This is a genomic window from Advenella kashmirensis W13003 (assembly GCF_000506985.1).
GTDB lineage: Bacteria > Pseudomonadota > Gammaproteobacteria > Burkholderiales > Burkholderiaceae_B > Advenella > Advenella kashmirensis_A.
On record NZ_KI650980.1, the window covers coordinates 685,009 to 708,581 of the forward strand.

Here is a 23,573-nt window from a genome sequence, read left to right on the forward strand (position 1 = left end):
TCACTGTGCCGGCTTGTCGCCCTGCGATTCAGGCTTGCTTTCATCTGGCGCAGGCTTGTCGCCTTCCTGTTTGGGCGGCTGCTGGGCACCGGAGTCAGGTTGCTGGCCGCCTTTTGCGGCAGCGTTGTCTCTTTTCCAGGGCTGGGGTTTGACTGGTGCACCAGGACGAATCTTCTGGAAGCCTTCGACAACAACTTCATCACCCGCTTTCAGCCCTTTGGTGACAATCGTATCGTTCTTCACGTCCCCACCCGTTTCGATGGCGATCGCTGACACTTTACCCTCGCGAACCACCATCACGTTGCTCAATCCGTCTGTGGAACGCTGGATCGCCTGCTTGGGAATCAACAATGCTTTGTCGTCTTTGCCCTGCTCCAGCTTGACATTGACGTACATACCCGGCAACAGCAGTTTGTCTGAGTTGGGGAAGGTGGCACGCAAAGTGACCTGACCCGTCGTGGGTTCGACACTGACGCCCGTAAACAGCAACTTGCCGTTTTCTGCGTACTCTGTGCCATCTTCCAGCTCAAGTTGCACCAGCGCCGTGTCTTCGTCGACTTTGGTCAGCTGACCGTCGGCCATGGCTTTACGCAGGCGATACAGTTCGGCGGTCGATTGCGTGAAATCGACATAAACCGGATCAAGCTGCTGCACGTGCGCCATCTCGGTGGCTTCGGTACCGCTGACCAATGCGCCTTCGGTAACCAATGCCCGGCCGATAATCCCGTCAATGGGAGACTCAACGTCGGTATAAGATAAATTGATACGGGCTGCGTCCAATGCAGCCTTGGCCGACGCGATGGTGGCATCGGCCTGATTGGCCTGGGCCCGGGCATCGTCATATTCCTGACGGCTGACGGCGTTGGATTTGACCAGTGTCGAGTAGCGGTTAGCCAGTTGACGCGCACTGCCGGCCGTTGCCTTGGCCTGGTTCAATGCCGCTTCAGCCTGGGCAGCCTGTGCCTGATAGGTAGCGGGATCGATACGGAACAGTACCTGCCCTTTCTTGACTTCACGACCTTGCTCGAATTCGATTTTCTGAACAATACCATTGACCCGCGCACGTACCTGCGCATCACGCACAGCGTTGACGCGGCCTGGCAGGCTGGTGAAAATGGTTGTTGGCGTCTCGGTGACTTTGATTGTGCTGACGGGGGTCGGAGGCGGACCATTCTGGGCACCAGCCTGTTGGTCTTCCTTACCGCAACCACCAAGCGCAACCAGGCACGACAGCAAAATTGTTGCAATATAGCGCTTGCGTAAAATGAGTCTGTTTGTCATTGACTGGGTAACCTTGAGAGCGAGGGCTGATCCTGATGGATAGCAGATTGAACGGTATTGAAGAGAGGATTATAACCAGAAATTAATTGCCTAAGCAAATACTATTTAGTATAAACCCTAAAGCAAGAGGGTCTTTTCTGGCTCGCAGCCGATATCGTGTGCACCGCATAAAAATAACACGGTGACACGACCGACGGCCCTTTTCACAGTAAATTCACGTAAAAAATGGACCTATGACCGTGTTTTGCGTCAATCGAGCAACAGGGCATCATCACTGATCTGCTCTCCCCTCACTTTTTCAAACATCTGCAGCAGATTGGTCACCGTCATGTTGCTGCGCTGCTCACCCGATACATCCAGCACGACCTGTCCCTGATGGAGCATGATTGTGCGCTCACCGATTTCCAGCGCCTGTTTCATACTGTGCGTGACCATCATTGTCGTGAGTTTTTGTGACACCACAATTTTTTCGGTCAGCTGCAGTACAAATTCGGCCGTGCGCGGGTCAAGCGCGGCGGTATGCTCGTCAAGCAGCAGAATTTTACTCGGCTGTAGCGCCGCCATCAGCAGACTGACGGCCTGACGCTGGCCACCAGACAGCAGGCCGATGCGATCGGTCAGCCGGTTTTCCAGTCCCAGGCCCAGAATCGACAGTCGCTCGCGAAACAGATCGCGCAACGGGTTGCGTAGCGCCGGGCGCAGACCGCGCCGGGTCCCCCTGCAATAGGCCAGCGACATATTTTCTTCAATGGTCAGATCCTCACAGGTGCCGGCCATCGGATCCTGGAAAACACGCGCCACATTGACCGCTCGCTGCCATACGCTTTTACGTGTCACATCTTCGTTATTGATCTGAATGGTCCCTGAATCAACCATCAGCTCACCGGACACGGCATTCAGAAAAGTCGATTTGCCGGCCCCGTTTGAGCCGATGACGGTCACAAACTGTCCGTCAGGGATGGTCAATGACAGCCCGCGCAGCGCCCGGGTTTCAATCGGAGTGCCAGGATTGAAAGTAATAAACAAGTCTTGTGCGTTCAACATATCAGGCACCTCCACGATTGCGTCGCTTGCGGCGCAGTTTCGGAAGAATAAGGGCAATGGCGACCAGCAAGGCGGTAATCAAGTTCAGATCCTGCGCTTTGAGGCCGATGAAGTCGCTATTGAGCGCCAGCGCGATAAAGAATCGGTACAGGACGGCGCCGATGATGACAGCCAGGGTAATCAGCAGAAAACGTCGTGCCGGCAGAATACTTTCGCCCACAATCACCGCTGCCAGGCCAATCACAATGGTACCGATACCCATGGAGATATCTGCGCCGCCTTGAGATTGGGCAAAGAGCGCACCGCCCAGGCCCACCAGTGCATTGGACAATGACATGCCGATCAGAACCATCCGGCCCGTGGCCACACCCTGGGCGCGGGCCATTCGCAAATTGGAACCCGTGGCCCGCATGGCAAGCCCGGAGCGCGTCGAAAAATAGGCATCAACCAGAATTTTGATGACAATCACAATAATGCACAACAATGCCGGCCGCCATACAAAATCGTCGATGGACCCCGGCTGCGTCAATGTAAAAACCGTATCGCTCGTAATCAGGGGAATATTGGGACCATCCATGATACGCAAATTGATCGAATACAGCGCAGTCATCATCAGGATACTGGCCAGCAGATCCATAATGCCCAGTTTTACATTCAACCAGCCGGTGACCATGCCCGCGAATCCGCACACAAGCATGGCAGCAAGACTGGAAACAAAAGGATCATGTCCACCACTGATCAGCAGTGCGGCGACTGCGCCACCGGTCGCGAAGGTACCGTCCACGGTCAGATCGGGAAAGCGCAAGACGCGAAACGAGATAAACACACCCAGTGCGACCAGGCCATAGATAAAGCCGAGCTCTAGCGCACCAAGAGAAGAAAAAAGTGACATGTTTAAGAGAATTTCTGATGAAATAAAAAAGCCTGAGTTGCCCCAGGCTGGTGTAAATGTCGTCTTGCGTTATTTGACGACGACCTTGGCGCTTTTGATAAATTCGTCGCTCAACTTGACACCCTGCTTCTGTGCCGCAGCGGGATTGACAAATAGTTCGAGTACCTTGGCCGTTTCTGACGGTATATCGCCCGGCTTCTCGCCTTTCAGAATACGCGCCACAATCACGCCCGCCTGCTCGCCCAGGCCTTTATAGCTGACGCCCAGCGCCGCGATCGCACCACGTTTGACGCTGTCGGTATCGGCGGCAATAAGCGGAATCCTCGATTCATTGCCGACCTTGGCCAGGGCTTCATACGCAGACACCACATTATTGTCGGTATTAGTGTAGATCACGTCTACTTTGCCGACCAGACTACGCGCAGCCGAGCCCACATCTACAGACCGGGGGGCCGAGGCTTCAACCAGCGTCATGCCCGATTTGGGCAACAATTCCTTCAGTTGTTTTACCACGACGCTTGAATTGGCTTCACCTGGATTGTAGACGATGCCAACCCGTTTGGCCTGGGGTACGACCTGCTTGATGAGATCCACCTGCTTTTCCAGCTCCAGCGCATCGGAAGACCCGGTGACGTTGGTTCCGGAACCATCCAGGGATTTGACCAATTGTGCGGCAATGGGGTCGGTTACAGCGGAATAAACGATCGGAATGGTTTTGGTTGCTGCCACCAGCGCCTGGGCAGAAGGAGTGCCGATCGCGACAATGGCATCGGGTTTTTCACCGATGAACTGGCGAGCGATCTGGGCGGCGGTACCCGTGTTGCCCTGCGCGCTTTGATAGCGCCACTTCAGGTTTTTGCCTTCTTCAAAACCCTCTTTGATCAGGGCTTCTTTGACGCCATCGCGAACAGCATCCAGTGCGGGATGCTCGACAATCGCGGTTACCGCCACGAACTTGTCCGCTGCAAAAGTAGTGCCTGTCGAAAGCATGGCCGACAAAAACGCTGCTGACAATACGGTGGTTAATTTGGCCTTCACCATAACAACTCCTGAATGACATAATTCAACCCCGGCGATTTTGTCACAGCTCAACGGGATGTGCCAGTGGTATTAACGAGAATATTGCGGGCGCTTCCTGGCGCTCAGAACTCGAGCACGTCCCCGGTCCGGCCGTTTTCCCTGAGCAGGGTTTTAAGCCATCCGGTTGCCGGCAGCCGGTAAAGGCTTTGCACCTGGTGGGCACGTTGCTGCAATGCCTGCCGTGCTACCCGCAAGGGCGGACCCGTGAACGCAATCACGATACGATTGCCGTCGATCGTTTCAGGAAACAGTATCATACGATCATCGAAGGCGCTGCCAATGTGACGGATATTCTTGCGAAAACTGCCGTGATGGCCGAAAAGATTGATGGTGACCACGCCGATATCACGGCAGACCTGGCGACAGCCGCGATAGAATTCAGCCGACGAACAGACCGGCCCCTGCGCTGTGTAATCGTACAGATCCACCATCAGCACACCATAACGATTGTCATTGTACGGCTCCTGTACCCAGTCATGTGCATCCTGGTGCACCACCTGGGAGCGGTCCGTCTGACGCAGGGCAAAAGCCGATTCGCAGAGCGAGGTCACTTGCGGATTCCATTCCACTGTCACGATATTGCTGTCAAAATGGTGCTGACAGAAACGCGTCAGCGAACCCGCTCCCAGACCAAGAATGCCGATATCGCGATCAATGGGAGGCGCCAGAAACAGCAGCCACGCCATCATTTGCTGTGTGTACTCAAATTCCAGCTTTTCGGGACGGGACACCCGCATGGCGCCCTGTATCCATTCGCTATTGAAATGCAAATACCGGACTCCCTCGGACTCGGAGATGATCGGATCATCAAAGTCGGGGTGCGGCTCTCGTCTGCGCTGTGACATCGTTCATTAGACCCGTTCGAAAATCGCAGCAATGCCCTGCCCGCCGCCGATACACATGGTTACCAGTGCATAGCGGCCGCCAATACGCTGCAGTTCATGCAACGCCTTGACGGTAATAATGGCACCGGTAGCCCCGACCGGATGACCTAGGCCAATGCCGCTGCCATTGGGATTGACCTTTGCCGGATCCATACCAAGCTGCTGCGTGACCGCGCAAGCCTGGGCAGCGAACGCTTCGTTGGCTTCGATCACATCCATATCGTCGATTTTCAGGCCCGCACGAGCCAGCGCATTGCGTGTTGCCGGAACAGGGCCGATTCCCATCAGGCGCGGGTCAACCCCGGCATGACCATAGGCGACAAGGCGCGCAAGAGGTTTCACGTCACGCGCTTTGACAGCATCGCCATTCATCAGCACGAGCGCGGCAGCGCCGTCATTAATGCCGGATGCATTACCCGCCGTCACGGTGCCCTCTTCCTTGACAAAAACCGGCTTGAGTGAGGACAGATTCTCCAGCGTGACATCGCGCCGCACGTGCTCGTCCGTGTCAAAGACCACTTCGCCCTTGCGTGATTTCATGGTCACGGGCACGATCTGCTCTTTGAAATAACCGTTGTCAATCGCATTGGCGGCGCGCTGATGCGAAGCCAGGGCCAGTTCATCCTGCTGCTGGCGGGAAACGCCGTATTCACGCGCCACGTTTTCGGCGGTCACACCCATATGCATTTTTTCGAAAGGATCCGACAGTGCGCCTGTCATCATATCCTGCATCACGCTGTCACCCATGCGGGCGCCAAAACGGTGGGCCGGCGCGATATAAGGCGCCCGGCTCATGCTTTCAACACCGCCGGCAATGGCAATCTGCGCATCATCCAGCAGCAATGTCTGGGCTGCCGACACAATGGCCTGCAGGCCCGAGCCGCAAAGGCGGTTCACGTTGAAGGCCGGCGTGCCCTGGGCTACACCCGCGCTGACCGCGGCATAACGCGACAGATACATATCGCGGGGTTCGGTATTGATGACATGCCCGATTGCTACGTGACCGATATCGTCGCCCGCCACGGCTGCACGTTTCATCGCCTCGCGGATCACGGTTGTGCCCAGCTCACCCGGGCTTACATTTTTCAGACCGCCGCCAAAGCTGCCAATCGCAGTACGAACACCGGAAACCACGAAAACGTCAGACATGATAATTCCTTTTTTTGATTGAAGAGAAACGAATCATAACGCATCCGGCTTACAATGGCCGTGCGCTGTTTGTGTTAAACGGAAATTCAGGACCGCTATGAAAATTGCTACGTGGAATGTCAATTCGCTCACCGTCAGGCTGCCCCAGGTACTGGCCTGGCTGGATCAGCATAGTATCGATATACTCTGCATACAGGAGCTCAAACAGGTTAACGAGAAATTTCCACGGGACGCTTTTCAGGAGCTGGGTTACGACGCTGTCTGGACGGGTCAGAAAACCTATAACGGCGTGGCCATTCTTTCACGCAGTTCGCTGCAGGACGTGGTTATCAATAACCCACTCTATCCGGATACCCAGCAGCGGCTGATCAGCGCCACCTGCGAGACCACGGCCGGCCCGTTACGTGTCATCTGTGCCTACTGCCCGAACGGCAGTTCGCTGGACAGCGAAAAATACCTCTACAAGCTCGAATGGTACGCGGCGCTCAACCAGTTCGTGGAAGCACAATTGAAATTGTTCCCGAATCTGGCCATTTGCGGCGACTACAACATTGCGCCGGAAGATCGGGACGTACACGCCAAATATACGGGTGATATCCTTATTTCCCCCAAAGAACGGGAGGCCTTGCAGTCGCTCAGCGGCCTGGGGCTGACCGATTCCTTCCGACTGTTCGAGCAGGACGAGAAACTGTTCAGTTGGTGGGACTACCGTATGATGGGTTTTAGAAGAAATGCAGGACTGCGCATCGACCATATCCTGCTGACACCGTCGCTTGCCGCACAATGTACCGCCTGCGAGATTGATAAAGTGCCCCGCGGTAACGAACAGCCATCCGATCACGCGCCTGTCGTGGCGACATTGTCGATGTCTTTTGCCTGAACCTGGCTTGATTGCCTTAAACCAGCAGACCCGAAAGCAAAAAGGCCGGTGATGAGCCGGCCTTTTGCTATGCGAGGGTTCACAAACACGCTGCCTGCGTTATTCTCCGTCCAGGATCTGGTCTTCAAAACTGGTGGCGGCCTGTTCGCTGGACATGGGGACATACAACACCCCTGACGTAATGGGTTTACCGATATTGATAATGGAGACAAGACGGTTTTTCTGTGTCACAGCAAAACTTTTACCAATATTATTGCTGGTCAGCGTTGACAGGCGGTCTCTGCCCGACGCAGAAAACTCCAGTTTGACAAATGCCTTGCCGGCGCTATTGCGGGTGGCGACAGCATTTTGCAAATCATTGCGGGTCAGCGTTTGGCGGGGATCGACATAAACCAGCACACCGTTCTGGCGCACGGCCGTGTAGCCTTCGGTAGGCGTGCGCGTCGCAACATACATGATCAGTGACGACGAGGCCACAGAGGACGATGGAGCCGGCGGCTTGGAAACCGGGGCTGAAGATGGCGGCGGCGTGGTGGGTACGTCACTGACCCGTGTACCACTGCCGGATGAACGATTCTTCAGCATGTGATCCATGGTGTCACAGCCCGACAGAGCCAGGGCAGCGACAATGGCAGCAAAGAGTAACCCTTTATTGGTGTGCATGATCGGTTTCCTTCATTCAGGTTGAGTGCGTATGGCGGACATTATAAGATATTGTGGAAAATCCGCATCAAGACCGCCCGACCGGTTATAAAAAGCGTTCGTGATTTTTCAGATAACGCCACTTGCCGGGCGGCAAATCGGCCAGTGTGACATTTCCCATGCGTACCCGTTTCAAACCGATGACATTGAGTCCCACCATCTGGCACATGCGACGGATCTGGCGTTTCTTGCCTTCCTGCAGGATAAACTTGAGCTGATCATCGTTCTGCCAGGACACCTGCGCGGGTCGCAGCACATCACCGTCCAGCGACAGGCCATGATTAAGCAATTGCAGTCCATTGCCGCTGATCTTGCCTTCGACGCGTACCAGATATTCTTTCTCCACCTCGGAGTCTTCGCCAATCAACTGGCGCGCCACCCGCCCATCCTGCGTCAGCACCAGCAAGCCCTGCGAATCTATATCCAGCCTGCCAGCGGGAGCAAGCCCGCGCAAATGGGATGAATTGAAGGTATGCTTGTCTTTGTCATACTGACGATCCGGCGTCACGAGTGTGACTGCCGGGCGGTAGCCGTCTTCTGCCTGGCCCGAGACGTAACCTACCGGTTTGTTCAGGATAATGGTCACGCGTGCGGTCTGCCGGGCCTGGGCTGACTTGTCCAGTGTAATGGCCTGATTGGGCCAGGCTTTTTCGCCCAGCGTTGCCACCCGTCCATCGACCCTGACCCAGCCTCGCTCGATATAGGCATCGGCTTCACGCCGGGAACATAGTCCACGCTCTGCAAGCAGCTTTGATATTCTTGTCTTTTCCATTTGATTCCGTTTGCATTCGCAAATTTGCTATAGTGTCTGTCTTGTCCGGCTGGTCCGGGCGTTTCTGTCCGCTTGCGATCAACACGTTGACGCAAGCCTATCCGCAGTTCCGCATGTCGTCACTCATGAAGCCTGAACCTCTTTCTCCCGGCTGGCTGAATCGCCCGCCGCCCAAGCTTGATCCGATCCAGAAATACTGGCTGTTTCGTCCGGGTCCGTTGACCCAGGGGCTGCGCCGGCAAGGCGAAGTACGCATCCAGGTCTTGGGTGAGTTTGCCGAGGCCGTCAGCCAGGATGAAAGACTGACGATCAGACAGGAAGTTGGCACGGTCGTATGGGTACGGGAAATCTGTATGTCGATTGACGGTACGCCTGCTGTGGTCGCCCGCAGCATCACGCCATTGTGTGCTGCAAGATCGGTCTGGCAGGCCGTTCGCCGGCTGCGTACCCGACCCCTGGCCGACATCCTGTATCACGATCCGGCTATTGTACGATCAGTGTTCGAATCGTGCATAGCGAAATCCCCGATGCCGATATATAAAGCGGTGATTCGCGCCGGCCAATTGCCCTTCCCAGCGCCCGCCAGGTTGCCGACCCGCCGCTCGGTATTCTGGAAAAATGGCCAGCCGCTGCAGGTCACTGAATGTTTTCTGCCTGCATTCTGGTCCACGTTACTGAAGCACCCCCGGGCCTGATTGCCGGTGTCGCGTAGTTTGATTTTACAGGGCGTTATCGTCCTGCTCACCGGTTCTGATGCGGATCGCGCGCTCTACCGGTGTAACAAAGATTTTACCGTCGCCTATTTTACCGGTGCGGGCCGCTTTGATAATGGCTTCAATGGCCGAGTCAACCAGGCTATCTGCAATGACAACCTCTACCCTGACCTTGGGCAGAAAATCCACCACATACTCGGCACCGCGATACAGCTCGGTATGCCCTTTCTGACGGCCAAACCCTTTTACCTCGGCTACAGTCAGGCCACTGACGCCGATGTCTGCCAGAGATTCACGAACTTCGTCAAGCTTGAAGGGTTTTATAATGGCGGTTATTAATTTCACGTGGTTTCCTTTTCTTTACGAGGCCATGACCCCGCTTTTACTGGAAAAGAATAGCATATTTTTTGGAAACATCATCTAGAATCGATAGCCATTGGTTATCGGAAACCGCCAGTCCCGGCCGAAAGCGCGTGTCGTAACCTTCGGCCCCGGCGCACCCTGGCGCCGCTTGTATTCATTGATGCGCAGCAACCTGGCCACCTTCTCTACGTCTTCACGTGCAAAGCCCGCATTGACGATGGCTTCCACAGAGTCGTTGTGCTCCATCAGGTGTTCCAGGATTGCGTCCAATACCTCGTAATCCGGCAGGCTATCCTGGTCAGTCTGGTCTTCGCGTAATTCCGCGGACGGAGGACGCGTAATAATTCGCTCGGGTATGACCGGCGATTGGGTATTGCGCCAGCGTGCCAGACTGAACACCAGTGTTTTGGGAATGTCTTTCAGGGGAGCGTAGCCACCCACCATATCGCCGTACAGCGTGCAATAGCCCGTGGCCAGTTCTGATTTGTTGCCCGTGGTCAGAACGATAGCGTTGAATTTGTTTGAGAGCGCCATCAGGAGCACACCGCGAATCCGCGCCTGCAGATTCTCTTCTGTCGTATCTTGCGGCAAATCGCCAAATAGCGGCGACAAGGCGTCCAGATAAGTGTTGAACATCGGTGAAATGGCGATGTCATCGTAGCGCACGCTCAGGCCTTGCACCATCTCTTGTGCGTCCTGTAACGAGATGTCGGCCGTGAAGCGCGAGGGCATCATGACCGCATGCAGGTTCTCGGCGCCGATCGCGTCCACGGCGACAGCCAGGACAACCGCCGAATCAATACCGCCGGACAGTCCCAGGACCGCTTTCTGAAAGAAGTTTTTGCCCAGATAGTCCCGTGTTCCCATGACCAGGCCTCGCCAGATTTCAGCTTCCGGTGCCTCATTATTCCGGGGCGTGAGCGGCACCGACCTGGTTTTGCCAAACGGCAGCGGCGCCTGGCTCAGCAACTGGCCCGACTGACTGATGCCGACGCTGCCGATGGCTTCGCAAAAGCTATTGAGTTCAGAGACGACCTCACCCTTCGCATTCAGGACAAACGAGTGACCATCAAAGACCAACTCGTCCTGACCGCCGACCAGATTACAGTAAATGGCCGACATGCCGGTGTCGCTGACATTTCGGCGTACGATTCCCAGGCGAATATCATGTTTGCGAACGACGTAGGGCGAGGCATTGAGAATCAGCAGCGTTTGCGCCCCGGCCTGCCTTGCCGCGGTGGCGGCACTGGCAAACCAGACATCTTCGCAAATGGCCACGCCAAATGTGTGTTGCCGAACGGTAAAGACCAGCGACTTGCGACCGGCTGTGAAATAGCGTTTCTCGTCGAACACGGAATAGTTCGGCAGTTCCTGTTTCAGATATGTGCCCAGATTGTCGCCATTCAGAAATACACTGGCCGCGTTGAACGTGCCCTTTTCCGTGCCGGCGACATGGCCTACAACGACATGCAAATCCTGAAAGCGGGACAGCGACTCCTGAAGCGACGTCAGGGCTGCTTGCTGATCTGCCAGAAACTGGCAGCGCAAAAGCAGATCTTCCGGCGCATACCCCGTGAGGGCAAGCTCTGGAAGCAGCAGGATGTCATGGCCCTGCTCGTGCGCCAGTGCGGCAGCTTCAATGATGCGACTGGCGTTGCCGGCCAGGTCGCCGACCTTCTGATTGATTTGTGCAAACGCGATACTGACCGACGGTTCCATTTTCTCGCTCTGTTTCTTTCGCAAACTACCGATTATCACACAAGCATCTGAAATCAGCGTCTAAAATACCGGGAATGTTTACAAATACCGAGACCGGACAGATCAGCACACTATGACAGAGAGCCTTCCCCCAAGCAATCAATTCGACAAAAAAGCCCAGGCCTGGTCGGCCCGTTTTTCTGAGCCCGTTTCCGAACTGGTCAAGCGCTATACCGCTTCAGTAGATTTTGACAAGCGCCTGGCGCGCTTTGATATTCAGGGCTCGCTGGCCCATGCAACCATGCTGGCGACAGCAGGCGTCATTTCCCAGGACGATCGGGCAGCCATTGAACAAGGCATGCAACAGATTCTTCAGGAAATCGATGCGGGCACCTTTACCTGGCTGCTGGACCTGGAAGACGTTCACCTCAATATCGAAAAGCGACTGGTCGAACTGATCGGTGACGCCGGAAAACGCCTGCACACGGGGCGTTCGCGCAATGATCAGGTGGCCACGGACATCCGGCTTTGGCTTCGCTCGGAAATCGATATTTCGCTGGAACTGATTGCGTCGCTGCGCCGCGCACTGGCGCAGGTCGCCCTTGAACATCACGACACCATTATGCCCGGCTTTACGCACCTGCAAGTGGCCCAACCGGTCACGTTCGGTCATCATCTTCTGGCCTACGCAGAAATGTTTGCCCGCGATGCCGAACGCTTGCAGGATTGCCGCAAGCGCTGCAATCGCCTGCCGCTGGGCGCTGCGGCACTGGCCGGCACCTCCTACCCCATTGATCGCGAACAGGTCGCGCAATTGCTGGAATTTGACGGCGTCTGCCGCAACTCACTGGATGCCGTATCCGACCGGGATTTTGCCATTGAGTTTTGCGCCGCGACCGCGCTGGTCATGACGCATATCTCTCGCCTGTCTGAAGAACTGATCCTGTGGATGAGCCCACGCGTCGGTTTCATCGACCTGGCTGATCGCTTCTGCACCGGCAGCTCCATCATGCCGCAAAAGAAAAACCCCGATGTACCGGAACTGGCGCGCGGCAAGACCGGCCGAGTCAACGGCAATCTGATCGGCCTGCTGACGCTGATGAAAGGCCAGCCCCTGGCCTACAACAAAGACAATCAGGAAGATAAAGAAGGCTTGTTCGACTCCGCCGATACGCTCCGCGATACGCTGACCATTTTTGCTGACATGATTGGCGGCATTCGCGTGCGCAAAGAGGCAATGCGCGAGGCAGCGCTGATGGGGTTTTCAACCGCAACCGATCTGGCTGATTATCTGGTCAAAAAAGGCCTGCCCTTTCGCGATGCGCACGAAACGGTCGCACTGGCGGTGCGCCATTGTGAAGACAAGCAATGCGATCTGGCCGATCTGACGCTGGAGGAAATGCGCAAGTTCAATGCCTCCATCGATAGCGATGTATTCAGTGTGCTTACCCTTGAAGGCTCGGTTTCTTCTCGCGCCCATATCGGCGGCACAGCACCGGCGCGTGTCAAAGCCGAAGCAGAACGCGTACTGGCTGAGCTCGCCTGACGCACGAACATCGAACATCAATCAGAAAAATAGCGGCGCCTGATATATCGGCACCGCTATTTTTTTGCATCGTATTTGCATGGGCAGCGCACGCCGCCCCTGTTCTATCACGAATGTGTTTGGGTGAACCGCACGCCGCTATTGTGTATCCAATTGCGAATCGTCTACTGAATACGGTTGTGGCGCTGGCCCATTACCACGCTCAAAAACTGCGATGGACTCTACATGCCCGGTGTGCGGGAACATGTTCACCACACCAGCAGCATTCAGACGATAACCACCTTCATGAACCAGTATTCCGGCGTCACGGGCCAGCGTAGAGGGATTACAGGATACATAGACAATTTTTTCAGGACGCTCATGTTGCTCCAATTGCGCCAACGCCTGGGCCACGGCCTGCGCACCCTCGCGCGGTGGATCAATCAGCATGCGATCAAAATGCCCCAATTCCCGCAGCCAGGCCACATCGACTTCAAACAGATTCAGCGTAGCGAAGCGGGTTTTGTTTTGCAGGCCATGCTGGCTGGCAGCCTGTAAGGCACGGTCCGTGAGCGCACTGCTGCCCTCAATACCGACCACTTCGCGTGACAATGTCGCCAGCGGCAATGTGAAATTGCCCAAGCCACAGAACAGGTCCGCTACCCGGTCACCGGTCCGAACATCAAGCAAATTCAGGGCTTTGGCGATCAGAGAACGGTTGATGAAATAATTGACCTGGGTAAAATCGGTTGGCTTGTAAGGCATGGTCAGGCCAAATTGCGGTAACCGGTAATATAAGGAATCGGCCTGTTCCGCATGCAGGGGCTTGACGGTATCGGGGCCTTTGGACTGCAGCCACCACACGACATTATGCTGATTCGAGAACGCATCCAGTTTTTGCAGATCCTGCTCAGAAAGCGGCTCCAGGTGCCGCAGCAGCAGAGCAGTAGTTGCATCACCGACGGCAACTTCGATTTGCGGTATTTTTTCGTCAATACTCAGGCTGCCGATGAGTGCCCGTAGCGGCACCAGCATATCGGACACATAAGGCGGCAGCACGTGGCATTCGGTCATGTCGGTGACATATCGGCTCTTGCGCTCGTGAAATCCCACCAGCACCTTACCCTTTTTTATGACTTTGCGCACAGACAGGCGGGCACGATAGCGATAGCCCCAGGACGGACCCTGCAACGGCGGCAATACCGTGGGTACCCGCATTTTGGCAATATGAGTAAAACAATCTTCCAGTGCACGCTGCTTGATGGCGACCTGGGCAGTGACGTCCAGATGCTGCATCACGCAGCCGCCACAGGTGCCAAAATTCGGACAGCGCGGCGTTACCCGCTGGCTGGATTCCTGGCGGATCGAGGTGACGCGCGCGATCTCGTAAGACGGCTTGCGCCGGACAATATCGGCTGTCACTATTTCCGAGGGCAGCGCACCTTCGACAAAAATGGCCTTTCCGTCGCGCCGGGCAATGCCGCGCGCGTCCAGATCAAGGGATTCGATGGTAAATATTTCCTGCATGGCTGGCCTCTGTATACTGAAGGCGTTATTTTAATGAGCCTGTCCGCCAAGTTGGTCGGAAAACGCAACATTGCAAAACAATTGTCATGGAACCAGCCACTTTCGCTATAGCTGCCCGGTCATCTACCTGCCCGTCAGGGAAAAAAAAGCCCGTCAGCACATACTGACGGGCTTGTCGCAGTGGCGCAATCGCCGTTGCAACCTGTCTCACTTCCCGAAAGACAGACCACAACCGCGCCTGTGCTTACTGTTTGGTGGGTGCTTCTGCTGCAGGCTTGTCGTCGGCAGCTGGTGTTGCAGCCGAGTCGGTTTTTTCCGCTGCTTTCATCGCGGCGCGTTTTTCTTCGAACTGCTTGCGGTGCTCTTCCCACTTGGCTGAGCGCTCCTTGAAGTATTTCACGACAGTGGCTTTCTGATCAGCGTTGAAGGTATCCCAAAGGCCAAGCCATTTGGTTTCCTCATCTGCATGTTTCTTCTCAAAACCGTCGCGCATGTCCTTTTGGGCAGCCAGCAGGGCTTTGGGATCGATATTGCCCGAATCCAGCTGTTTGCGACGTTCTTCCTGATACTGGCGGAACGCTTCACGATTAGGCTCGCGGGCGGCTTTCTGTTCATCCTGAATGGTTTTGAGTGTGGCTTTCTGCTCGTCGGTCAATTTCAGCTCGTCGACAAGTTTCTGGCTGCCGCCACCCAGACCAGGAATGACGATCGCGGCATGATGCATCTTACCCATGCGGTGGTGACCACGTTTGTGATCTCCCTTATGGTGTTTGCCGGTATGATGAGGTTTGCCGTCGCCAATGCGATGATGTTCCATCTTGCCGGCCGAATTGTTTTCAATCTGCACCGAAGGACTAATCGGATTGGATTCCGTTTCGGGTTTGACGGACTGAGCCATTGCGCTCGTTGCAACGGCAGCAGACAACGCACTGGCCAGAAGGGATTTTACAAAAAAAGAACCTGAGAAATGAACAGCCATTTTTATACTCCTTGATTAGTCTGTCAGTGACATCATTCTGAGCGAGAAGCTATTACAAGTGTGTTTCTAAATAATGCTGAAATCTTTCAGTGCGTTTCCTGCTTGCGTGTTGTTGGTGACGCATCACGCTCGGCATATCGGCCTTAATCGATCAAGGCCAGGGGGTGCCGGGCATTCCGGCGGGTCAGCCCCAGGCAGCCAGATATTCCTGCCAGTGTGGCTTGTTCAGTGCACTCAGACTGCTGCGCACAAGCGCCACTTCTTCATCATACGCTGTTTTATCGAGTTCGCCTTTCATGAGGCGAAAACGGCAATAAACCAGCCAGGTATTGACGACATCGGTTTCACAGTAGGCGCGTACTTCGTCCGCCTGTCCATCGCGCCAGGCATCCCATACCTGACTGCCGTCCATTCCCAGCTTGCCCGGAAAGCCGCAAAGTTTGGCCAATTGGTCCAGGGGTGCATTGGCGCGGCCGTTGAACTTGGCCAGCAGATCCATCAGATCGATATGACGGTTGTGATAGCGGCTGATGTAATTGTTGTACTTGAATTCTCGATCATCTTCACCCATATCCCAGTAACGCGGTGCAGACAGCCCATGGATCAGACAACGGTAATGCAAAACCGGCAGATCAAAGCCCGAGCCATTCCAGCTGATCAGTCTGGGGGTGTAACGCTCAATGGTTTTGAAAAATCCGGCAATGAGCACCGCTTCGTCATCACCCGCTTCACCAAGCGTACGCACCCGAAAGCCATTGTCGTCGCGAAAGACACAACCGATGACGGCAATTTTCTGTAAATGCAGCGGGAAAAAATCATTGCCGGTTTGTTCGATGCGCAGCGCCCTTGCCTGTTCGATCACTTGAGCGTCGGACAGGCTGTCGTCCCAGCCGTTCAACGCCCGCAGGCCGTGGGCATCTGGAATGGTTTCGAGATCAAATACAAGCGTGGGAGTCATGAATACGTTTCTGCCGTCAAATCGTGCCGACTATCTATATTAGCGGCGTGGCAGGTAGGACAGCGGATTGACCGGTTGACCACGCCTGCGGATCTCAAAATGCAGCCGTGGCGATGACGTATCTGACTGGCCTACCTCTGCGATCTTTTGGCCTTTGGTGACTTTTTGCCCGTTTTTAACCAGCAGCTTGCTGTTGTGAGCATAGGCGGAGATAAAACCGTTGCTGTGGGAAATCAGGATCAAATTACCCAATCCGCGCAAGCCATTGCCTACATAGGAGACCGTGCCGGCAGCCGCAGCGGAGACCGAATCGCCCAGCTTGCCTTCGATATCAATGCCACGGGTGCTTGATGAGAACGGTGTAATGATTTTCGTAGAAGCCACAGGCCAGCCCCAGGACACGGATGTCGCATCGCTTGCCGGTGTTGCATCAAGAGACGCGCCGGCAGCTGCGCCTGGTGTGGCACTGCCCGCTACGTTGGAGTCGGTGCTGGCTGAGCCGGAAGAGGCAGACGAGCCGCCGGCCGCGACACGCAGGCGCTGTCCCACTTCAAGCGCAGGAGAAGACAGATTATTCATGGACATCAGCTGGGACACACTGACGTTATTGGCGCGCGAAATTTTGTAAAGCGTATCACCACGCTTGACAATATATTCACCCGGTCCCGCTGGCGCACTGCTTCCCGCGCGACCCGAACCAAGCTCGGACACTGGCGCGCGTGAAGAGGTTCCACAACCGGCCAGAGCGATTGCCAGGACCAGGGATCCAATTAAAACGGGGGATTTTCTTTTCATCATGGAATGAATCTGCATATGTTTTACCTACCTGTTCAATGGAAGCGCAGTATGTACGCGAAACGGGTATTTTCTCCTGTCACAATTGTATGCCTGAACGCAATGGTACAAAGCGCACAGGTTCAAGTTCCTTACGATCCCAGCTGTTTGGACCGGTTCGTTCGATCAGCACCAGTTTCTGCTGATTCGAACCTTCGGGCGCAATCAGGCGGGCTCCTATATCCAGCTGGTGCAGCAAGGCGGTTGGAATCTGCAAGCCTGCCGCGGCAATAATGATGGCATCGAACGGTGCGACCGACGGCATACCCAGCATGCCATCGCCGTGGACCAGGCGCACCCGCGAAACCAATTTGAGTTCACGCAATGTACTCCGGGCCATTTCATACAATGCCTTGATACGTTCGATTGTATACACTTCACGACACATGGCCGCCATTACGGCTGCCTGATAGCCGCATCCGGTGCCGATTTCCAGCACTTTCTGCGGATTGCGGTTCTCGGCCACCGCCGCCAGCATCCGTGATACCGCCCAGGGTTGGGAAATGGTTTGCGAAAAGCCAATGGGCAGGGCCGCATCGTCATAGGCTCGGCTCGCCAGCCCCTGGTCGATAAATACGTGCCGAGGAACGGCGCGCATGGCATCGAGCACCCGCTCGTCGGTGATGCCCTTCTGCCGCAACCGCTCGATCATCAGTCCGCGCAAACGTTCCGAATTCAAACCGATATTCTGTCCGCCCCTTGACGTATCGCTGGCAGGCATGGCCGAAGCGGGCCTGCCAGCATGCCCGGCAACAATGATCCGGGTGTTGCTATTGGTTGGGGTAATTTTAATTTTGTTGGATGGAAAAGACAGCCGTGTCCGGCTTTCGTTAACATCATTTACATTTCCGGCGGAGGAAGCTGGTGCAAAAGGCGGTTTACGCATTGCTCAACTCCACCCAGCTGCGTGCCTGATTCAACTGCTTATAGTGTGTCAGGTCCAGTTGCAGGGGCGTGATCGAGATGAGCCCCTGGCTGGTCGCACCGAAATCCGTGTCGTCGCCAAAATCAGCCACTTCTCCCACCATGCCAATCCAGTAGATCGGCTCACCGGCCGGGTTGCTGCTTTTGACCACAGGCTGGGAAGGATGGCGCCTGCCCAGGCGGGTGACCCGTAGCGAGCTCCAGAGATGCTCGGGCCGCGGCGGAATATTCACGCTGAGAAGCACAGGTGCCGGAAATGGATTGGCCAATTGATGCTTGACGATATCCACTGCAATTTTGGTCGCCGCTTCCAGTTCAGGCCAGTTTTTTTCTGTCAGGGAGAAGGCGATAGAGGGGATGCCGAAAAGAAATCCTTCGGTAGCGGCGGCAACCGTGCCCGAATACAGGGTATCTTCTCCAAGGTTGGCGCCGTTATTGATGCCCGAGACCACCAGATCCGGTCGGAAATCCAGCAAACCGGTCAGCGCGACGTGTACGCAATCGGACGGCGTTCCATTCAGGTAGTAGTCTCCGGCAGCCGTGCGCCGTACTGACAATGGACGATTCAGGGTGAGTGAGTTGGAGGCACCGCTGTGGTTGACTTCGGGCGCCACGACCGTGACCTCGGCGATGCCGCGCAAAGCCTGGGCCAGAGCCTGCACGCCCTCGGCATTGTAACCATCATCATTCGATACCAGTATTCGTTTCATTCAAATCGCAACCAGACATTATTCCCCCTGTATTGTACATGGATCAACCGATACGCGGCATCCGATATTCGGTTCGGCAATACGAAACGGGAACTGTATATAATCGTGGGATTCCGATAATGATGATGACAACGATGAACACCCTTCTTGCCCTGATTGCTGCTTACCTGATTGGTTCGGTCTCCTTTGCCATGCTATCCAGCCGTCTGTTCGGCCTGGAGGATCCCCGCACTTTTGGTTCGGGCAACCCGGGCGCCACCAATATGCTGCGTACCGGCAATAAGAAAGCGGCCTTGCTTACCCTGGTGGGCGATGCCTTCAAGGGCTGGCTGGCGGTATTTCTGGCGCGCATGCTGGCCCCGGACCTGGGACTGACAGACGAAGCTATTGCAGGGGTGGCCGTAGCAGTGTTTCTTGGCCACATCTATTCATGTTTTCTCAAATTCAAGGGTGGTAAAGGTGTGGCCACCGCAGTGGGCGTACTGCTTGCACTGCAGCCCTGGCTGGCGCTGGCGACCGTAGCGACCTGGGTCATTGTCGCTGTCTTTTTCAGGTATTCGTCTCTGGCCGCACTCGTGGCCGCCGTTTTTGCCCCCTTTTATTATTATCTGGGTGGACAGCTGGTCTGGCCGTTTTCACTGCCGTGGTTCCTGGCCATCTGCTTTCTGGCGGTGGTATTGATCATCAAGCACAAAAAAAATATTGCCAACCTGCTGGCCGGCACCGAGTCGCGCATCGGCCAAAAGCAAAAATCCTGAAGGCGCGTATCGCCCCTTCAGAGGCTGATGTCGGCCAGATCCCAACGAGGGTGAACTGCGGCCTCATTGGGGCGGCGTATTTTATCCAGCAGACCCGCCTTGATCCGTTCTGCAGCGGCATGGGCAATCATAGCGCCGTTGTCGGTACATAAGGCCAGCGGCGGAAAAAACACTTCTCCGCCACGCCGCTGCATTTGCTGTGTCAGATAGGCGCGCAGCTGACGGTTGGCCCCCACCCCGCCGGCGACGACAAGCCGGTTGCTGCCACTTGCCGTCACAGCCTTGATCGCCTTGCGGCCCAGCACTTCCACAATCGCATTTTGCACCGACGCTGCAAGGTCCTGGCGCTGTTTTTCTGTCAACGGTCCTTGCTGCTCCAGTTTACGCAAGGTGGTCAGCACCGCCGTTTTCAGGCCTGAAAAACTGAAATCCAGGTCACCGCTGTGCATCATGGGTCGAGGCAGATCAAACGCGTTCGGATCGCCCTTCTCAGCCAGTGCCGCCAGCGCAGGTCCACCCGGATAGGGCAAGCCCATGAGTTTGGCCGATTTATCAAACGCTTCGCCTGCAGCATCGTCCAGCGTTTCGCCCAGAAGCTCATACTCTCCGATGGACTTTACATTCATCAATTGCGTATGCCCGCCTGAAACAAGCAGGGCCACATAAGGAAACGCAGGAACCGCGTCTGCCAGCATGGGCGACAGCAAATGGCCTTCCAGATGATGTACGGGAATGGTCGGCACATTCAGACTCCAGGCCAGTGACCGGGCCACTGAGGCCCCCACCAGCAGCGCGCCCGCCAGGCCGGGACCGGCGGTATAAGCTACGGCGTCGATATCCTTTAGGGTGAGGTTAGCATGCCGCAAGACTTCCCGCGTCAGCGGCAGCACACGCCGGATGTGGTCGCGCGACGCCAGTTCGGGTACGACGCCGCCATAGGCCTGATGCATGGCAATCTGGCTGTGCAGGGCATGTGCCAACAGGCCTGATTCCGTACTGACCAGCGCGACACCGGTTTCATCACAGGAGCTTTCAATACCGAGAATGTTCATAAATACCTGACAGGATGCCACGTTGTCTGCGCTCATGCCGGCCGGACCGTCGGGTCGGCGAGATAGTGGACAAACCTGCCGTATAGAAAAGATGTTGCAGATTAAAGACGATCTGACGGCGTTATGGGTCTTTTGCCAATCCCGCAGTATGTGCGCACGTCAATAGTCGTAAAGAATACGCTAAAGTTGCAATTGTACACACGTATCTGAAATTTAGGAGTTATGTCCATGCTGGAATCACTGTTCAAACTCAGGGAGCACGGCACGAATACCCGTACGGAGATTCTTGCCGGTCTGACCACCTTCCTGACAATGTCATACATCGTTTTCGTGAATCCCGATATTCTGGGAACCACGGGCATGGACAAAGGTGCCGTATTTGTCGCGACGTGCCTGGCCGCCGCGCTGGGATGTCTGATCATGGCCTTTCTGGCCAACTGGCCTATCGGGATGGCCCCGGGCATGGGGCTCAATGCCTTCTTTGCCTTCGGCGTGGTAGGCGCCATGGGCTATTCGTGGCAACAGGCGCTTGGCGCCGTTTTTGTTTCGGGCATCATCTTTCTGATTCTGTCCGCCACCGGCATACGCAAATGGCTGATCGAAGGCATCCCCAAATCCCTGCGCTCTGCCATTGTTGCCGGTATTGGGCTGTTCCTTGCGCTGATTGCGCTTAAATCTGCGGGTATTGTGGTTGGTAATCAGGCGACGCTAGTGGCGCAGGGCGACCTCAAATCGCCCACCGTATTGCTGGCCGTGCTGGGGTTCTTTATTATCGTCTGCCTGGATGCGCTGCGCATTAAAGGCGCGATTCTGATCGGCATTCTGGCTGTTACCCTATTATCCGCCCTGTTGGGCTATAGCGCGCCGATTCACAGTATTGTGTCGACACCACCGAGCATGGCGCCGACTTTTATGCAACTGGATATTGCCGGGGTATTGAACCAGGGCTTCCTGCATATTATTCTTGTCTTCGTACTGGTTGAAATCTTTGATGCCACGGGAACCCTGATTGGTGTTGCCCGGCGAGCCAATTTGCTGCCCGAAGGCAAGCCCAACCGGCTTGGCCGCGCGCTGTTTGCAGACAGTACTGCCATTCTGGCCGGTTCCGCGCTGGGCACCAGCAGCACGACCGCATTCGCAGAAAGCGCAGCAGGCGTGCAGGCTGGCGGTCGCACCGGACTGACTGCGCTGGTGGTCGGCGTTCTGTTCCTGCTGTGCCTGTTCTTTGCACCGCTAGCGAGCGTCGTGCCATCCTACGCCACTGCCCCTGCCCTGCTTTATGTGGCCGGGCTCATGATGCGTGAACTGGTTGAGGTAGAATGGAACGATATTACGAATGCCATTCCTGCTGCGCTGACGGCTATCATGATGCCATTTACCTATTCGATTGCTGAAGGCATTGCATTCGGTTTTATCAGCTACGTTCTGATCAAGGCATTTACCGGTCGTTTTCGCGATATTCATATCGCAACGTTTATTGTCGCCCTCCTGTTCGTGCTGCGGTTCGCGCTCGAATAGTGCCGGTTCCGCCCCGGGCGCCGCTGCTTCGCTTATCGGCAGCGGTGCTTTTCTCAAGAGGCGCATATAAATCAAACGCATGACCTCAACCGCAAGCGCTCGCTTGTGGTTTTTACGTTCAGGTTTATATCGTTAACAATTGAATTACACTTATTGGCGATAGGCATTCATAATGAAGTCAATAAAAATATTCAACTAGTCATTTGCGGTTGTCGTCCCTATATTCAATAGAACACAGCCCGCAACTTTACCTGGAGAAAGAATTATGCCCATTACCGAATTGACCAAAGACACCTTCCAGCAGGCAATCAAGGAAGACAACACCCTGATTATCGATTTCTGGGCTCCCTGGTGCGGTCCATGCAAACAATTTGCGCCGACTTTTGAAAAAGCTGCGGAAAGTCACCCAGGCATTGAATTTGCCAAAGTGAACACCGAGGAACAGCAGGAATTGGCCGGTGCGCTGGGTATTCGTTCCATCCCGACACTGATGGTATTCCGTGAACGCGTCATGCTGTTTTCTCAAGCGGGAGCGCTGAGCCCCGGACAGCTGGACGAATTGCTGGAAAAAGTTCAGGCGGTTGACATGGAAAAAGTGCACCAGGAAATCGCGACTGCGGAAGCCAAAGCTGCCGAAGAAAACGCCTGATAACGTCTGTCTCGGACACTGGCCACCGCCGCGGCGGTGGCTCATTGCCTGGCAGAACAGCGCCAAAGTATCAGATCAAGGGACAGTCCACTGTCCCTTTCCTTTTGTCTGGTCGGTATACACTTGCTGCACAACTGCCAGCTGACTGACCGGTACATCCAGGGTCCACGTGACTCCCTCGGCCCCGAAGTCCTCGTCAACGATCGAGGCGCCCGCCTGAAGCAGTCTGACCTTGACCCGCTCGACGTCCGAATAATTGCATGTGCAATACACCGTACGTGACGGCACGATCACCGTTTTCGGCGCAGCATCCAGGCACTTGGCGGCGCAACCGCCATAGGCCCGGATCAGCCCCCCGGTCCCCAATTTAACGCCGCCAAAATAGCGAATCACCAATACGGCCACACCGGTCAGCCCCTTACCTTCAATCGCCTGCAAAATGGGCCTGCCTGCCGTGCCGCCCGGTTCCCCATCGTCATTGAAGCGATAACCGTCAGTGATTTTATAGGCCCAGCAGTTATGCGTGGCATCCCGGTCGCCTTTGGACGCAAAGAAAGCCAGCGCAGCCTCCGCACTTTCTATCGGCGCGGCGTGCGCGATGAAACGGCTTTTCTTGATTTCTTCTTCAAAACTGCACGCGGCCGTCAGGGTAGACAGCAAATCGGCCATGAAACAGCGTCC

General features: G+C 55.5%; 24 protein-coding genes. 6 read left to right on the plus strand and 18 right to left on the minus strand.

The features are described 5' to 3' along the window. The 6 genes from W822_RS37900 to W822_RS37925 all read right to left on the minus strand — a co-directional run bounded on the left by W822_RS37900 (window position 1) and on the right by W822_RS37925 (window position 6,330). Window positions 1–1,281 carry an efflux RND transporter periplasmic adaptor subunit gene (locus W822_RS37900; protein ID WP_024005919.1) on the minus strand — a complete coding sequence of 427 codons (1,281 nt, stop codon included), beginning with the start codon at window positions 1,279–1,281 and terminating at the stop codon, window positions 1–3. Window positions 1,282–1,530: 249 nt separating this feature from the next. Then, window positions 1,531–2,325: an ABC transporter ATP-binding protein gene (locus W822_RS37905; RefSeq protein ID WP_024005920.1), complete on the minus strand. Its 795-nt coding sequence runs from the start codon at window positions 2,323–2,325 to the stop codon at window positions 1,531–1,533. 1 nt (window position 2,326) lies between these two features. Further along, complete coding sequence (locus W822_RS37910; RefSeq protein ID WP_024005921.1) at window positions 2,327–3,217, minus strand: ABC transporter permease; 891 nt, start codon at window positions 3,215–3,217, stop codon at window positions 2,327–2,329. Between the two features lie 69 nt (window positions 3,218–3,286). After that, the gene (locus W822_RS37915) at window positions 3,287–4,207 is read right to left on the minus strand and encodes an ABC transporter substrate-binding protein (RefSeq protein WP_051401789.1); all 921 of its coding nucleotides are present in this window, start codon (window positions 4,205–4,207) and stop codon (window positions 3,287–3,289) included. Between the two features lie 152 nt (window positions 4,208–4,359). Continuing rightward, a complete protein-coding gene (locus W822_RS37920) occupies window positions 4,360–5,142 on the minus strand; it encodes a spermidine synthase (RefSeq protein ID WP_024005923.1) in 783 nt (260 codons plus the stop codon). 6 nt (window positions 5,143–5,148) lie between these two features. Next, window positions 5,149–6,330 (minus strand): acetyl-CoA C-acyltransferase family protein, encoded by a 1,182-nt coding sequence (locus tag W822_RS37925; protein ID WP_024005924.1) that lies wholly within the window; start codon window positions 6,328–6,330, stop codon window positions 5,149–5,151. 97 nt (window positions 6,331–6,427) lie between these two features. Here W822_RS37925 and xth point away from each other — a divergent pair, with 97 nt between their 5' ends. Then, window positions 6,428–7,210, plus strand: a complete 783-nt coding sequence (xth, locus tag W822_RS37930) for an exodeoxyribonuclease III (RefSeq protein ID WP_024005925.1) — start codon at window positions 6,428–6,430, stop codon at window positions 7,208–7,210. Window positions 7,211–7,309: 99 nt separating this feature from the next. On the opposite strand, the gene W822_RS37935 is transcribed toward xth, so the two are convergent. Next, complete coding sequence (locus W822_RS37935; protein ID WP_024005926.1) at window positions 7,310–7,873, minus strand: SecDF P1 head subdomain-containing protein; 564 nt, start codon at window positions 7,871–7,873, stop codon at window positions 7,310–7,312. An 85-nt stretch (window positions 7,874–7,958) separates the two neighbouring features. Further along, the gene (locus W822_RS37940) at window positions 7,959–8,684 is read right to left on the minus strand and encodes a pseudouridine synthase (protein WP_024005927.1); all 726 of its coding nucleotides are present in this window, start codon (window positions 8,682–8,684) and stop codon (window positions 7,959–7,961) included. A gap of 125 nt (window positions 8,685–8,809) precedes the next feature. Here W822_RS37940 and W822_RS37945 point away from each other — a divergent pair, with 125 nt between their 5' ends. Beyond that, window positions 8,810–9,379 carry a chorismate--pyruvate lyase family protein gene (locus tag W822_RS37945; RefSeq protein WP_024005928.1) on the plus strand — a complete coding sequence of 190 codons (570 nt, stop codon included), beginning with the start codon at window positions 8,810–8,812 and terminating at the stop codon, window positions 9,377–9,379. Between the two features lie 24 nt (window positions 9,380–9,403). Here the strand turns inward: W822_RS37945 and W822_RS37950 are convergent, their stop codons facing one another. Continuing rightward, a complete protein-coding gene (locus tag W822_RS37950) occupies window positions 9,404–9,742 on the minus strand; it encodes a P-II family nitrogen regulator (protein ID WP_024005929.1) in 339 nt (112 codons plus the stop codon). A 75-nt stretch (window positions 9,743–9,817) separates the two neighbouring features. Continuing rightward, entirely contained in the window at window positions 9,818–11,479 is a 1,662-nt protein-coding gene (locus W822_RS37955) for an NAD+ synthase (protein ID WP_031243013.1), read from the minus strand. A 112-nt stretch (window positions 11,480–11,591) separates the two neighbouring features. On the opposite strand from W822_RS37955, the gene argH reads away from it, so the two are divergent. After that, complete coding sequence (gene argH, locus W822_RS37960; protein WP_024005931.1) at window positions 11,592–13,004, plus strand: argininosuccinate lyase; 1,413 nt, start codon at window positions 11,592–11,594, stop codon at window positions 13,002–13,004. A 138-nt stretch (window positions 13,005–13,142) separates the two neighbouring features. Here argH and rlmD read toward each other — a convergent pair whose 3' ends face one another. From rlmD to surE, 6 genes are all read right to left on the minus strand, one after another. Further along, window positions 13,143–14,510 (minus strand): 23S rRNA (uracil(1939)-C(5))-methyltransferase RlmD, encoded by a 1,368-nt coding sequence (gene rlmD / locus W822_RS37965; protein WP_024005932.1) that lies wholly within the window; start codon window positions 14,508–14,510, stop codon window positions 13,143–13,145. A 244-nt stretch (window positions 14,511–14,754) separates the two neighbouring features. Continuing rightward, entirely contained in the window at window positions 14,755–15,489 is a 735-nt protein-coding gene (locus W822_RS37970) for a Spy/CpxP family protein refolding chaperone (RefSeq protein ID WP_024005933.1), read from the minus strand. A gap of 184 nt (window positions 15,490–15,673) precedes the next feature. Beyond that, window positions 15,674–16,447, minus strand: a complete 774-nt coding sequence (locus tag W822_RS37975; RefSeq protein WP_024005934.1) for a 3'-5' exonuclease — start codon at window positions 16,445–16,447, stop codon at window positions 15,674–15,676. A gap of 39 nt (window positions 16,448–16,486) precedes the next feature. Further along, window positions 16,487–17,245 carry a peptidoglycan DD-metalloendopeptidase family protein gene (locus W822_RS37980; RefSeq protein WP_301280278.1) on the minus strand — a complete coding sequence of 253 codons (759 nt, stop codon included), beginning with the start codon at window positions 17,243–17,245 and terminating at the stop codon, window positions 16,487–16,489. Between the two features lie 76 nt (window positions 17,246–17,321). After that, on the minus strand, window positions 17,322–18,002 hold the full coding sequence (locus W822_RS37985; protein ID WP_031243018.1) for a protein-L-isoaspartate(D-aspartate) O-methyltransferase: 681 nt from the start codon (window positions 18,000–18,002) through the stop codon (window positions 17,322–17,324). A gap of 157 nt (window positions 18,003–18,159) precedes the next feature. Next, entirely contained in the window at window positions 18,160–18,915 is a 756-nt protein-coding gene (surE, locus tag W822_RS37990; RefSeq protein WP_031243019.1) for a 5'/3'-nucleotidase SurE, read from the minus strand. A gap of 122 nt (window positions 18,916–19,037) precedes the next feature. On the opposite strand from surE, the gene plsY reads away from it, so the two are divergent. Further along, window positions 19,038–19,673: a glycerol-3-phosphate 1-O-acyltransferase PlsY gene (gene plsY, locus W822_RS37995; protein ID WP_024005938.1), complete on the plus strand. Its 636-nt coding sequence runs from the start codon at window positions 19,038–19,040 to the stop codon at window positions 19,671–19,673. A 17-nt stretch (window positions 19,674–19,690) separates the two neighbouring features. On the opposite strand, the gene tsaD is transcribed toward plsY, so the two are convergent. Beyond that, complete coding sequence (gene tsaD, locus W822_RS38000; protein WP_024005939.1) at window positions 19,691–20,725, minus strand: tRNA (adenosine(37)-N6)-threonylcarbamoyltransferase complex transferase subunit TsaD; 1,035 nt, start codon at window positions 20,723–20,725, stop codon at window positions 19,691–19,693. 228 nt (window positions 20,726–20,953) lie between these two features. Between tsaD and W822_RS38005 the strand changes: the two genes are divergently transcribed. Both W822_RS38005 and trxA read left to right on the plus strand, forming a co-directional pair. After that, complete coding sequence (locus W822_RS38005; RefSeq protein WP_024005940.1) at window positions 20,954–22,243, plus strand: NCS2 family permease; 1,290 nt, start codon at window positions 20,954–20,956, stop codon at window positions 22,241–22,243. 265 nt (window positions 22,244–22,508) lie between these two features. Further along, window positions 22,509–22,892: a thioredoxin gene (gene trxA / locus W822_RS38010; protein ID WP_024005941.1), complete on the plus strand. Its 384-nt coding sequence runs from the start codon at window positions 22,509–22,511 to the stop codon at window positions 22,890–22,892. A gap of 75 nt (window positions 22,893–22,967) precedes the next feature. On the opposite strand, the gene W822_RS38015 is transcribed toward trxA, so the two are convergent. Then, entirely contained in the window at window positions 22,968–23,552 is a 585-nt protein-coding gene (locus W822_RS38015; protein ID WP_024005942.1) for an IMPACT family protein, read from the minus strand. Between the last annotated feature and the right edge of the window lie 21 nt (window positions 23,553–23,573).